11 protein-coding genes and 2 riboswitches are annotated in these 12027 nt (G+C 67.8%); of the genes, 8 read left to right on the top strand and 3 right to left on the bottom strand.

Annotated features, from left to right (window positions below; genetic code table 11):
- The first annotated feature begins 61 nt into the window (after positions 1–61).
- On the top strand, positions 62–334 hold the full coding sequence (locus GXK59_RS14060) for a carbon storage regulator (RefSeq protein WP_160667692.1): 273 nt from the start codon (positions 62–64) through the stop codon (positions 332–334).
- Positions 335–370: 36 nt separating this feature from the next.
- Here GXK59_RS14060 and GXK59_RS14055 read toward each other — a convergent pair whose 3' ends face one another.
- The gene (locus GXK59_RS14055; RefSeq protein ID WP_160667690.1) at positions 371–931 is read right to left on the bottom strand and encodes a flagellar protein FlgN; all 561 of its coding nucleotides are present in this window, start codon (positions 929–931) and stop codon (positions 371–373) included.
- A 227-nt stretch (positions 932–1158) separates the two neighbouring features.
- Here GXK59_RS14055 and GXK59_RS14050 point away from each other — a divergent pair, with 227 nt between their 5' ends.
- Complete coding sequence (locus GXK59_RS14050; RefSeq protein WP_160667688.1) at positions 1159–1977, top strand: sigma-70 family RNA polymerase sigma factor; 819 nt, start codon at positions 1159–1161, stop codon at positions 1975–1977.
- A gap of 176 nt (positions 1978–2153) precedes the next feature.
- Entirely contained in the window at positions 2154–2633 is a 480-nt protein-coding gene (locus GXK59_RS14045; RefSeq protein WP_160667686.1) for a Dps family protein, read from the top strand.
- A 114-nt stretch (positions 2634–2747) separates the two neighbouring features.
- On the opposite strand, the gene GXK59_RS14040 is transcribed toward GXK59_RS14045, so the two are convergent.
- On the bottom strand, positions 2748–4379 hold the full coding sequence (locus GXK59_RS14040) for an MFS transporter (protein ID WP_160667684.1): 1632 nt from the start codon (positions 4377–4379) through the stop codon (positions 2748–2750).
- Positions 4380–4463: 84 nt separating this feature from the next.
- On the opposite strand from GXK59_RS14040, the gene GXK59_RS14035 reads away from it, so the two are divergent.
- The 5 genes from GXK59_RS14035 to glyA all read left to right on the top strand — a co-directional run bounded on the left by GXK59_RS14035 (position 4464) and on the right by glyA (position 11862).
- Positions 4464–5003, top strand: coding sequence for a TetR/AcrR family transcriptional regulator (locus tag GXK59_RS14035; RefSeq protein ID WP_160667682.1), 540 nt, complete (start codon positions 4464–4466; stop codon positions 5001–5003).
- Between the two features lie 268 nt (positions 5004–5271).
- Positions 5272–5370: riboswitch (glycine riboswitch) on the top strand.
- A gap of 1 nt (position 5371) precedes the next feature.
- Positions 5372–5489, top strand: a riboswitch (glycine riboswitch).
- Positions 5490–5528: 39 nt separating this feature from the next.
- Complete coding sequence (gene gcvP / locus GXK59_RS14030; RefSeq protein ID WP_443094288.1) at positions 5529–8450, top strand: aminomethyl-transferring glycine dehydrogenase; 2922 nt, start codon at positions 5529–5531, stop codon at positions 8448–8450.
- A 12-nt stretch (positions 8451–8462) separates the two neighbouring features.
- Positions 8463–9596 (top strand): glycine cleavage system aminomethyltransferase GcvT, encoded by a 1134-nt coding sequence (gene gcvT / locus GXK59_RS14025; protein ID WP_160667678.1) that lies wholly within the window; start codon positions 8463–8465, stop codon positions 9594–9596.
- Between the two features lie 557 nt (positions 9597–10153).
- A complete protein-coding gene (gene gcvH / locus GXK59_RS14020) occupies positions 10154–10537 on the top strand; it encodes a glycine cleavage system protein GcvH (RefSeq protein ID WP_160667661.1) in 384 nt (127 codons plus the stop codon).
- The gene (gene glyA / locus GXK59_RS14015) at positions 10534–11862 is read left to right on the top strand and encodes a serine hydroxymethyltransferase (protein ID WP_272927722.1); all 1329 of its coding nucleotides are present in this window, start codon (positions 10534–10536) and stop codon (positions 11860–11862) included. The genes gcvH and glyA overlap by 4 nt, the downstream gene beginning before the upstream one ends.
- Here glyA and GXK59_RS14010 read toward each other — a convergent pair.
- On the bottom strand, positions 11835–12005 hold the full coding sequence (locus GXK59_RS14010; protein WP_157835684.1) for a hypothetical protein: 171 nt from the start codon (positions 12003–12005) through the stop codon (positions 11835–11837). The two genes, glyA and GXK59_RS14010, sit on opposite strands and share 28 nt — an antisense overlap.
- Between the last annotated feature and the right edge of the window lie 22 nt (positions 12006–12027).

Here is a 12027-nt window from a genome sequence, read left to right as displayed (position 1 = left end):
GTCCGCGCACCGGCGGCCGGGTTCGTCGGCAGCGCCGCGCCGCGAAGGGTAGATTGAGAGAATGCTGGTACTAACACGCAAGCCGGGCGAACAGATCATGATCGGCGACGGGATCGTCATCACGGTTCTGGAAGGCCGTGGTGACGGTGTTCGGATAGGCATTGAGGCCCCCCGGGGTGTTCCGATCCAGCGCCGGGAAGTCATCGAGGCCATTGCAGCGGCGAACCTGGCGGCCGCTGAAGCCGGCGCGGGAGCAGGCCCGGACACCGAAGACGCGCTGCGGGGGCTCCTGCCGCCGGCACCGGCCACGAAGCCAGCCGCTGTTACGGACTGAACCCCGCTCCGGACTGAACCCCGCGCGGGAGACCGGTCAGTCGCGCTTACCGTCGAGGTATCGGGTCAGGAGCGGCTGCGGTGTCCGGCGCGTGACCGCGAGGGCATGCTCAATGTTCCCCGCCGTCGTCAGCTGATCAAGGACCTGTTTGGTGTCCGCGGGCACGGACGCGGTGCCATTCGCGTCGCTGCCTGGCGCTGTGGACGCCCCTGACGGCACCGGAAAGTCCAGATGGCGCAGTGTGTCCTCATTGGCGCGGGCTGCGTCGCTGAGCTGCGCGAGCAAAGCGCGCAGACCGTCCAGATGGTCTTGCAGCATCTCCGGCCACGCGCCGGCGGGAGCCCCGGCGACGAGTTCGGCCAGTGTGGCCTGCGCCGGCAGTCCCCATTCGGCCGCCACCGCCGCCGATTCGACACTCCGCGCCAGGGCTTCGAAACGTAGGCGTTCGAGGACGCCCTCCACTTCGGCGGCCGTAAAACTGAGCCACTGGAGGTTTCCGGCCAGGACATGGAGCCGCTGTGTTTCCAGCCTGAATATCAGCAGTTCCAGCTGGCGGCGCTCCTGCCAGAGAGCCGCCGAAAGATCACCTGCACCCATGGGCCCCATTCCCCTTGCCGCCCCCGGCCGAGAAGCGTTACCGCATTTTCAGCCAAGCTTTGTCCTGAGGTTACACGCAGATTGTGACTCAGGTGATAGGTTTCGTCTTGGGTGCTGCACCCGGGTTTTGAACACCGACTTCCATGGGGGGAGCACGGGGCCCATTCAGGGGCGCGGCTCTCGGCTTTTTAAGGCTTCCGGAACCTGTCTCATGGGGGGACACTCTATTGAATCGCGTGGAACGCAACGAGATGGTCACACAGCATCTTCCGCTGGTGGGCTACCTCGTCTCAGACTTGTGCTCGAAAGCGTCACACCTTTCCCGCGATGACTTGGCGTCTGCCGGCGCCATTGCCCTGATCACGTCGGCCGACTCCTTCGACCCGGACCTGGGTGTGCCGTTCGGCGCTTTCGCGCGCCGGCGCATCCTGGGCGCCTTCGCGGACGAGATGCGCGCGAGCGATTGGGCCACCCGCTCGGCGCGCCGCCGGATCAAAGAAACCATGTCGGTCCAGGAGACCCTCGCCGCAGCCCTCGGACGCACCCCCAGCGTTGATGAGATCGCCTCGGCCCTCGGCGTCCAGCAGAGCGTCGTCGAGGCAGCCCTCGCCGACGCCTCCCGCACGCTAACGCCGCTGGATGAAGCTGTTGTTGACACGCTGGCCGCAGAAACCCTGACGCCGGAGCACTCCGTGCTCGCGGACGAGCGGCTCCAGTACCTCCGCGCGGCGGTGAAGTCCCTCCCCGAGCGGATGCGCTACGTCGTCGAGGAGATCTACTTTGGCGACAGGACGGTCAAGGACCTGGCCGCCGAACTGGGATCCACCCACGCAGCGGTGTCCCAGCAGCGGGCCGAAGCCATCCGGCTCATGCGGGACGGCCTGACCGCGCACTACACGGACGATCCCGGGCAGGGCTTCGAGCCCCAGTCCCGGATCGCGCCGAAACGCCGGAATGACTACCTTTCCCAGTTGGCGGAGGCCACCACGGGCGGCATCACGCGGGCCGTCTTCCCGCAGGGGCCGGTGCTCAACGAGGCGGTCTGAGCCGCCCCGGAACCTCCCCGACGTCCTTAGTAAGCCGACTTAGTAAGCTGACCGAGAAATTCTCCCGGGACCGTCGCCGTCCTGGAGTGCCCTGCGGTAGCGTCGGAGGCATCGGATCCAGCGGTACCGGACGCAGCAGTCCCGTGCGCCACGGTATCGGACTACAAGGAGGACGCATGAAAGCTTCACCGACCCTCACGACAAACCTGCAGGCAGTGCTCGTGGACCTGATCGAACTCCACGTTCAGGGCAAGCAGGCGCACTGGAACATTGTCGGAACGAACTTCCGGGACCTGCACCTGCAGCTGGACGAAATAATCGATGCTGCCCGCGCCTTCGCGGACGACCTGGCGGAGCGCATGCGCGCCCTCCATGCCCTCCCGGACGGCCGCAGCTCCACGGTGTCCAAGTCCACCTCGCTTGCCGAGTTCCCGAGCGGCCTGATCAACACCAAGGACGCCATTGAGCGCATCGTCGCGGCCCTCGAGGCCGCTGTGGGCACCATGCGCAAAGTCCACGACGCGGTGGACGAAGAGGATCCCACGACGGCGGACCTGCTGCACGCGTTCATTGCCAAGTTTGAGCAATACGCCTGGATGGTCAACGCGGAAACCATGCGGGCCAACGCCAGTGTCACGACGGCGGACAGTAAGTAGCGTTCCGGCATCACCAAGCGCCAAGCGCCCGGCACCGGTTTCCACCGGTGGCCGGGCGCTTGGCGTTTAAGCGGGTTTCGGCGGGCGCCCCGTCCCTGCTCGACCGCTTCCCGGCTATTTGGCGGTCGGCACCTTCCGGAGCACGACGGCGGCGAGAACCGATGCCCCGGCCATGAGCACCAGGGCGATCGTGGCCGTGATGTGCACACCGGAATCGAAGGCGGTCCGGGCGGCTGTCATCACGGCCTCCGCCAGCGGTCCCGGCAGGGCCTGCGCCAGCTCCACGGCCCCGGCGAGCGTCTCGCCGGCCTGCGCCGAGACCTCCGCCGGGGCCGAGCCGGCGACGCCGGCGGGGAGCCGGAGATTGCCCTGGTAGGAGGCCGTCAGGATGGAGCCCAGGATGGCGGTGCCAAGAAGGGAGCCGACTTCGTAGCCGGTTTCGGAAATCGCGGCCGCCGCCCCGGACTTCTCCGCCGGTGCTGCCCCGAGGATCAGGTCGTTGGAGATGGTCTCCGCGGCGCCGACGCCAAGGCACAGCACCAGCAGGGCCGCCAGCAGCAGCGCCGGACCGTTGCCATGATTGCCAAAGGCCACCAGGAAGTAGCCGGCGGCGCTCAGGAGCAACCCGCCGGCGACCACGAAACCAGGGCGGAACTTTTTCACCAGCGGCACCACCAGCAGGCCGGCCAGGACGGTGGCGATGAGGGCGGGGACCATGGCGACCCCGGATTCCGAGGGCGACTGCCCTTCGATCAGCTGCAGGTGCTGGGCGAGGAACAGGATGAAGCCATTGAAGGAGAACAGCGCCAGCACGTTCGCGACGATGGCGGTGCTGAAGACCCGGTTGCCGAAGAGGCTGAGGTCCAGCAGGGGAGCGGTACGGTTGCGCGCCCCGGCAGTGCCCTGTGACAGGCCGGCCACCAGAAGGTGCCGCTGGCGCCGGATGAAGACATACCCCATGAGCAGGCCAAAGATGATGGCCGCCAGTGGTTCCGCAGCCAGGCCGTGCGTGGCCAGGACCTTGATGCCGTAAACCACCGGCACCATCACCAGCAGGGACAGGATGATGCTGGGCATGTCCACCCGTCCCGGGTTCGGGTCGCGGGATTCCGGGATCAGGGCCGGACCGAGGGCCAGCAACGGCATGATAATCGGCACGGCAACGAGCAGGACAGCGCCCCACCAGAAGTGCTCCACCAGCCAGCCGCCGAAGATCGGGCCCAGCGCTGCGCCTCCGGAGAAGCCGGCGGCCCAGATGGCCACGGCCAGCCGCCGCCGGTTCGGCTCGGGAAAGATGTTGCGGATCAGGGACAGGGTGGACGGCATCAGCATCGCGCCGAAGAACCCCAGCCCCGCGCGGCCGGCAATCAGCCACTCGGCGCTGGGGGCGAAGGCCGTGACCGCCGAGACGGCCGCGAATCCGGTGCTGCCGATGAACAGCAGCCGGCGGCGGCCGATCCTGTCGCCGAGGCTGCCCATCGCCACGAGGAGACCGGCCAGGACCAGGGGGTAGGCGTCGACAATCCAAAGCAGCTCCACCCCGGAGGCGTCCAGGCTCCGTGCGATGGCCGGCAGTGCGAAGGTCAGGGCCGTGTTGTCGACGGCCACGAGCAGCACCGGGAACATCAGCAGCGCCAGAGCCAGCCAGTCGCGCCACGGTGCCCGCGGTGCCTGGATTGACGGTGTGCCGACGGCGTGATTGCTGAGGGTGCCGGGGCTGCTGCGGGTGAGGGACGTGTTGCTCATGACAATAACTGTACCGTCTGGACGGTATAGTTAGGAATTGGCTAGTGTGAGCGACAGCCCCCTCCGCGGGGCATGATAGGAACCATGGCCAGAAAACCCGTCGCCCGCGAAGCCGTCCTCGATGCGTTCGAATCCCTCCTGATTGAAGAGGGCGAGCGCGCTGCGACACTCGATGCCGTCGCCCGGCTGGCCGGCGTGTCCAAAGGCGGGCTGCTGTACCACTTCCCCAACAAGGAAGCGATGATCTCCGTCCTGCTGGAACGGCTGGACCGGCTGCTCGCCGAGGACCTCGCCGCCATGGCCGCTGCGCCGGAGGGCGCCGCTGCGTTCTTCATCAAGTCCTCTGTCTGGGCGGACACGCCGCTGGACCGGGTCTTCGTCGCCGCCACCCGGCTGGCGGAAGTGGCCCACGAGGAAACCCTGCGCCGCATGGCCTCCGTCCAGGCAAGCTGGCTGGAACTGCTGGCCGCCGACGTCGGCCCCGCCATGGCCAAGCCCGTCCTGTACATGGGGGACGGGCTGTACTTCAACGCGATGTTGGCGCGCGGCCCGGGCGGGCCGCTCCCGGAGGTCGGCCCCGACATCGAAAGCCTGCTCACCGCCCTCGAGCGGCTCCGCGGCTGAGCTGGTTCGGCACACAACGCTCCCGCATGTCTGGCGGCTGAGCACGAGACGCTCCCGCAGCACCCTTGCGGGAGCGTTTGGCAATCCTCCCCGGAGGTGCGGGAGCGTTTCCCCTTTTTTGCGCCGGAGGTGCGGGAGCGTCTTTCGTGGGCCGCCGGCGGTCCCTGCGCGTAACTCTCGCGGACGCCCGGTCGCTGGTTTGCGGACGCTGGCCCGGCGTAGGACAATGGGAGCTGTGACTGCGGTCACGAGCAATTGAATATGCCTTTGATCTGCGGCGGGAGAGTTCTGCAAGTAGGTACAAGCAGGCGCCGTAGGAGCAAACCCTCCCCAGGAATCTCTCAGGCCCATGTACCGCCGCGGCAAGGCAACTCTGGAAAGTAGCACGCTGTCTAATCGACATGCTGTGCTCACCGACGGTGCAAGCGGAGCCATGCGAGAGCACGGCTGCGCGGAAACTCTCAGGTCCAATACAGAGCGGGGAGGAACCCGAATCAATGCGGCGTACCCTGCGCCGCCTTAGTTATGGAGTTCCTTGTGACTGTTACCTCAGCCTCCACGTCCTTCGTTGACCGGCATATCGGCGCCCGCCGCCAGGCCGACGTCGACGCCATGTTGAAGGCTGTCGGCTACGACACCGTCGATGCGCTCGTGGACACCGCCGTCCCGAAGGACATCCGGCAGGACTCCCTGCTGGGGCTCACCGAAGCCCTCAGCGAGGTCGAAGTCCTCGCCGAACTGCGCAAGCTCGCTGCGAAGAACAAGACGGCCGTCCAGATGATCGGCCAGGGCTACTACGACACCCTCACCCCTCCGGTGATCCGCCGCAACATCCTCGAGGCCCCGGCCTGGTACACGGCCTACACGCCGTACCAGCCGGAAATCTCCCAGGGCCGGCTCGAGGCGCTGCTGAACTTCCAGACGATGGTCCAGGACCTCGTCGGGCTCCCGATCGCGAACGCCTCGCTGCTGGACGAAGCTACCGCCGTGGCCGAGGCCGTGCTGATGATGCGCCGCGCCAACAAGAACAAAACGGCCCACGACGGCAAGACTGTCCTCGACGCCGACTGCCTCCCGCAGACCATCGCGATCGTCAAGGGCCGCGCGGAGGCCCTCGGCTTCGAGGTAGAGGTCGCCGACCTCTCCGAGGGACTGCCTGGGGGCATCATCAACGGTGTCGTCCTGCAGCAGCCCGGTGTCTCCGGCCGAGTGTTCGACCACGCTGCCGTGATCGCCGAGGCCAAGGAACGCGGCGCCCTCGTCACGGTCGCCGCGGACCTGCTCTCCCTGACCCTGATCACTTCCCCGGGCGAGCAGGGCGCCGACATCGCCGTCGGCTCCGCCCAGCGCTTCGGCGTCCCGCTGTTCTTCGGCGGCCCGCACGCCGCGTACATGGCCGTCCAGAAGGGCCTTGAACGGTCCATGCCCGGCCGGCTCGTCGGCGTCTCCAAGGACAACGCCGGCGTCCCGGCCTACCGGCTGGCCCTGCAGACCCGCGAGCAGCACATCCGCCGCGAGAAGGCGACGTCCAACATCTGCACCGCGCAGGCCCTGCTGGCGATCGTGTCCTCCTTCTACGCCGTCTACCACGGCCCCGACGGCCTGAAGGCCATCGCTGAGACCACCCACGGCCACGCCCGGACCATCGCCGCCTCGCTCAAGGCCGCGGGCCTGGACGTGCTGCACACCAGTTTCTTCGACACCGTCACCGTCTCGGTGCCGGGCAAGTCCGCGCAGATCATCGCCGCCGCCGAGGCCAAGGGCATCAACCTGCGCGCCATCGATGCCGACACGGTCGGCATTTCCACCGATGAAGCGACGACGGCGGCCATCGTCGCCGACGTCGTCGACGCCTTCGGTGCCAGCGTCGCAGACGCAGAATCAACCGGTGATTCCGGGTTCGGCCTGGACTCCGCCGTCGAGCGCACCTCCGACTACCTCCAGCACCCGGTCTTCAACACCCACCGCTCCGAGACGCAGCTGCTGCGCTATATCCGCCGCCTCTCGGACCGCGACCTCGCCCTGGACCGCACCATGATCCCGCTGGGTTCCTGCACCATGAAGCTGAACGCCACAGCCGAAATGGAGGCCATCTCCTGGCCGGAGTTTGCCTCCATCCACCCCTTCGCCCCCGAATCCCAGACCGCCGGCTGGCGCCAACTGATCGAGGACCTCGAAGCCCAGCTGACCGAGATCACCGGTTACGACCAGGTCTCCATCCAGCCGAACGCAGGCTCCCAGGGCGAACTGGCCGGCCTGCTGGCCATCCGCGGCTACCACCACTCCCGCGGCCAGGCCCAGCGCAACATCTGCCTCATCCCCGCTTCCGCCCACGGCACCAACGCCGCCTCGGCCGTGCTCGCCGGCATGAAGGTCGTCGTCGTGGCCACCGCCACCGACGGCACGATCGACCACGCCGACCTGCAGGCCAAGATCGAACTGCACAAGGACGCGCTGTCCGCGATCATGATCACCTACCCGTCCACCCACGGGGTGTTCGACGCCGACGTCCGCGAGGTCTGTGACGCGGTCCACGCCGCCGGCGGCCAGGTCTACATCGACGGCGCCAACCTCAACGCCCTCGTCGGGCTGGCCCAGCCCGGCATGTTCGGCGGCGACGTCTCGCACCTGAACCTGCACAAGACCTTCTGCATCCCGCACGGAGGTGGCGGGCCCGGCGTCGGCCCGGTCGCTGCCAAGGCCCACCTGGCACCCTTTATGCCCGGCAACGCCGCCAATCCTGCCGACGGTGCCGACGGCACTCCGATCTCCGCCTCCCGCTACGGTTCGGCCGGTGTGCTGCCGATCTCCTGGGCGTACGTGAAGCTCATGGGCGGCCAGGGACTCACCGAGGCCACCAAGTCGGCCCTGCTCGCAGCGAACTACATCGCGGCCCGACTGAACGACTTCTTCCCGGTGCTTTACACCGGCGAAGGCGGCCTCGTGGCCCACGAGTGCATCCTGGACCTGCGCGAACTCACGGCCAAGACCGGCGTGACCGCGGAGGACGTCGCCAAGCGCCTCATCGACTACGGCTTCCACGCCCCCACCCTCGCATTCCCGGTGGCCGGCACCCTGATGGTCGAGCCCACCGAATCCGAGGACCTCGGCGAAATCGACCGGTTCATCACGGCCATGATCTCGATCCGCGCCGAGATCGACCAGGTGGCGCACGGCGACTTCACCGTGGAGCACAGCCCGCTGCGCAACGCCCCGCACACCGCCGCCGCCGTCATCAGCACCGACTGGGAGCGCGGCTACCCGCGCGAACAGGCCGTCTTCCCGGTCCACACGCTCAAGCAGGACAAGTACTTCCCGCCGGTCGGCCGGATCGACGGCGCCGCCGGGGACCGCAACCTGATCTGCTCCTGCCCTCCCCTCGAGGCCTTCGAAGAAGACACAGCAGTCCATTCCGACGACTCCGCCAACTCCGACTCCAAAAACTAGGGACAGCCAACGATGACTGAGAACTACACGGCCCTGTACGAAGAGCACAAGAAGCTCGGCGCCTCCTTCACGGACTTCGGCGGCTGGCAGATGCCGCTGAAGTACAGTTCCGAACTTGCCGAGCACCACGCCGTCCGCACGTCCGCGGGCCTCTACGACCTCTCCCACATGGGTGAAGTCTGGGTCACCGGCCCCGATGCCGCCGCCTTCCTGGACTTCGCCCTGGTCGGCAAGATCTCCGCGGTGGCGGTCGGCAAGGCCAAATACTCGCTGATCTGCAACGAGGACGGCGGCATCATCGACGACCTCATCACCTACCGGCGCGGCGACCAGAAGTTTCTCGTGGTCCCCAACGCGGGCAACGCCAAGGTTGTAGCCGCGGCCCTGGCGGACCGGGCGGCAGAATTTGATGTCACTGTCCAGGACGCTTCCGCCGAGACCTCGCTGATCGCGGTCCAGGGCCCCAAGGCAGAAGCCATCCTGCTCCGCCTGGTCCCTGCCGCCCAGCACGAGCTCGTCACCGGACTGAAGTACTACGCCGCCGTCGACGTCCCGTTCATGGTCGGCGGCACGAGCAAGGAACTCCTCCTCGCCCGCACCGGCTACACCGGTGAGGACGGCTTCGAGATCTTCGTGTCCAACGGCGACGCCGCCGCCCTCTGGCAGGCGCTCATCGCCATCGCCGAGGAAGGCGAGCTGACGCCCGCCGGTCTCGCGTCCCGCGATTCGCTCCGGCTCGAGGCCGGCATGCCGCTCTACGGCAATGAGCTCTCCCTCGACGGCGACCCGTTCGCCGCCGGGCTGGGCCCGGTCGTGGCGCTCTCCAAGGAAGGCGACTTCGTCGGCAAGGCCGCCCTGGCCGCCGAGAAGGAAGCCGGCGCCGGCGCCACCACGGGCCGCAAGCTGGTCGGGCTCAAAGGCCTCGGCCGCCGGGCCGGCCGCGGCCACTACCCGGTGCTGAAGGATGGCACCACGGTCGGCGAAGTCACTTCCGGCCAGCCCAGCCCCACCCTGGGCTACCCGGTCGCCATGGCCTACGTCGACGTCGAGTTCACCGAACCCGGCACGGCCCTGGACATCGACCTGCGCGGCAAAACGGAACCCTTCGAAGTTGTCGCACTGCCTTTCTACAAGCGCCAAAAGTAGCCCGGCTGTTCGCGGTTCCCGGGTACCTCAGCGGTACCCGGCCCCGGGTTGCGTTGGCCCGTCGGACCCGACATCCTCTGCATGCTCGGTCGCGAAGACGCCCGCCGGGCGGACGTGACGCTCCCTTAGCGCATGCTGCCGGATGCCGGGCCCGAAGGGCCCGGCAGCTCACCCGAGGTTCAACTCACCTTTAGGACAAAAAACCACAACAGGACCAACGGAACCGGGCGCCTTCGAAAGCCAAAGGTGCTGGAGGATGAACCGCCTACCGGGGCTCGGCTCTAGAAGATTTCGACGGCCACGGTTCCTTTCCGGAGAACCGTTGGCCCCGAAAACTGAACTGGCTTCTAACGGTGGGGGCGCGGCATCCGGAAGCGTGCGTCTAAGGGAGCGTCGCGTCCGCCCAGCGGGCGCCTTCGCGACCGAGCACGCGGAGGATGGCGAACCCCGCCGCGTAATCCGGTCACGGTGGCCGCGTAACCCGGCCAAAACCCGCCACGTAACCAAGCCACAATAGATTTAGCACCAACGACCACTCCAAGACTTAGGAAAAACACATGGCAAGAGTTGCCCCTGAACTGCAGTACTCCGACGAGCACGAGTGGGTTGCCCGGGAGGCCGGGAACGTTGTGTCCATCGGCATCTCCGCCATCGCCACCGACGCCCTCGGCGACATCGTCTATGTGGACCTGCCCGAGGTCGGCTCCGCGGTGACCGCGGGGGAGACCTGCGGCGAGGTCGAGTCGACCAAGTCCGTCTCGGACCTGTACGCCCCCGTCACCGGCGAGGTCACCGAAATCAACCCCGCCGTCGTCGACGACCCCGCGCTGATCAACAGCGACCCCTACGGCGCCGGCTGGCTCTTCAGGGTCGCCGCTGAATCCGATGGCCCGCTGCTCTCCGCGCAGGACTACGCGTCCAAGAATGGCGGCGAACTGTGAGCGGCGCAGCGACCGGCACCGAGACCGTGTTTGAGCAGGTCGTCTCTGCGAGCCTGGACGCGGACCTGTCCGCGCTGGACCCGGAGATCGCTGCCCGGATCGACGCCGAGCTGACCCGCCAGCGCGACGGCCTGGAAATGATCGCCTCGGAGAACCACACCGCCAGGGCCGTCATGCAGGCCCAGGGGTCCGTGCTGACCAACAAATACGCCGAAGGCTACCCGGGCAAGCGCTACTACGGCGGCTGCGAGCACGTGGACGTTATCGAGCAGCTCGCGATCGACCGGGTCAAGGGCCTGTTCGGCGCCGAATACGCCAACGTCCAGCCGCACTCCGGCGCGCAGGCCAACGCCTCCGTCATGCACGCGCTGATCCGCCCGGGCGACACCATCATGGGCCTGAACCTGGCGCACGGCGGGCACCTCACGCACGGCATGAAGATCAACTTCTCCGGCCGCCTGTACAACGTCATCCCGTACCAGGTCCGCGAGGACGACCACCGGATCGACATGGCCGAGGTCGAACGCCTGGCCCAGGAGCACAAGCCGCAGCTCATCGTCGCCGGCTGGTCCGCATACGCCCGGCAGCTCGACTTCGCCGAGTTCCGCCGGATCGCCGACTCCGTGGGCGCCTACCTCATGGTGGACATGGCCCACTTCGCCGGGCTCGTGGCCGCCGGGCTGCACCCGTCGCCGGTGCCGCACGCGCACGTCACCACGTCCACCACGCACAAGACCCTGGCGGGTCCGCGCGGCGGCATCATCCTCTCCAACGACGCCGACATCGCCAAGAAGATCAACTCGGCCGTGTTCCCCGGACAGCAGGGCGGCCCACTGGAGCACGTCATCGCCGGCAAGGCCGTGGCCTTCAAGATCGCCGCGTCCCCCGAGTTCAAGGAACGCCAGGAGCGTGTCCTGGCCGGCGCCCGGATCCTGGCCGAGCGCCTGGTCCAGCCGGACGTCACCGCCAAGGGCATCAACGTGATCTCCGGCGGCACCGACGTGCACCTGGTCCTGGTGGATCTGCGCAACTGCGAGCTCAACGGCCAGGAGGCCGAGGACAGGCTTGCGGAAATCGACATCACCGTCAACCGCAACGCCGTCCCCTTCGACCCGCGGCCGCCGATGGTTACCTCGGGTCTGCGCATCGGCACGCCGGCGCTGGCCACCCGCGGGTTCGGCGAGGCGGCATTCGCCGAGGTTGCGGATATCATCGCGGAGGCGCTGATCGCCGACGCCGGCGCGGACCTGAGCGGCCTGCGCCACCGGGTGCAGGCACTCGCCGCCGCTCACCCGCTCTACCCCTCGGTTGCCAACCTCGCGTAGAGCCCGTAATACAGGTAGTAGAAGCAGTACAGATCACGACGCCGGGCCGCCGCCACAAGCTGCCGCCCGGCGTCGTGCATCCGGCGGAACAGCAGCCAACCGGCGGCCGCACCGCCATCCGGCAGGACCATCTGCCGGGACACAGTTTGAGCCAGTTAGGAACCG

The organism is Pseudarthrobacter sp. ATCC 49987 (assembly GCF_009928425.1).
GTDB lineage: Bacteria > Actinomycetota > Actinomycetes > Actinomycetales > Micrococcaceae > Arthrobacter.
The sequence above is the reverse complement of the archived record's forward strand: the minus strand, read 5'-3'. Positions and strand labels throughout refer to the sequence as shown.

Coding starts and splice junctions, on each gene's coding strand:
- GXK59_RS14060 (WP_160667692.1), top strand. CDS start 62: ATGCTGGTACTAACACGCAAGCCGGGCGAACAGATCATGATCGGCGAC.
- GXK59_RS14055 (WP_160667690.1), bottom strand. CDS start 931: ATGGGTGCAGGTGATCTTTCGGCGGCTCTCTGGCAGGAGCGCCGCCAG.
- GXK59_RS14045 (WP_160667686.1), top strand. CDS start 2,154: ATGAAAGCTTCACCGACCCTCACGACAAACCTGCAGGCAGTGCTCGTG.
- GXK59_RS14040 (WP_160667684.1), bottom strand. CDS start 4,379: ATGAGCAACACGTCCCTCACCCGCAGCAGCCCCGGCACCCTCAGCAAT.
- GXK59_RS14035 (WP_160667682.1), top strand. CDS start 4,464: ATGGCCAGAAAACCCGTCGCCCGCGAAGCCGTCCTCGATGCGTTCGAA.
- gcvP (WP_443094288.1), top strand. CDS start 5,529: ATGGAGTTCCTTGTGACTGTTACCTCAGCCTCCACGTCCTTCGTTGAC.
- gcvT (WP_160667678.1), top strand. CDS start 8,463: ATGACTGAGAACTACACGGCCCTGTACGAAGAGCACAAGAAGCTCGGC.
- gcvH (WP_160667661.1), top strand. CDS start 10,154: ATGGCAAGAGTTGCCCCTGAACTGCAGTACTCCGACGAGCACGAGTGG.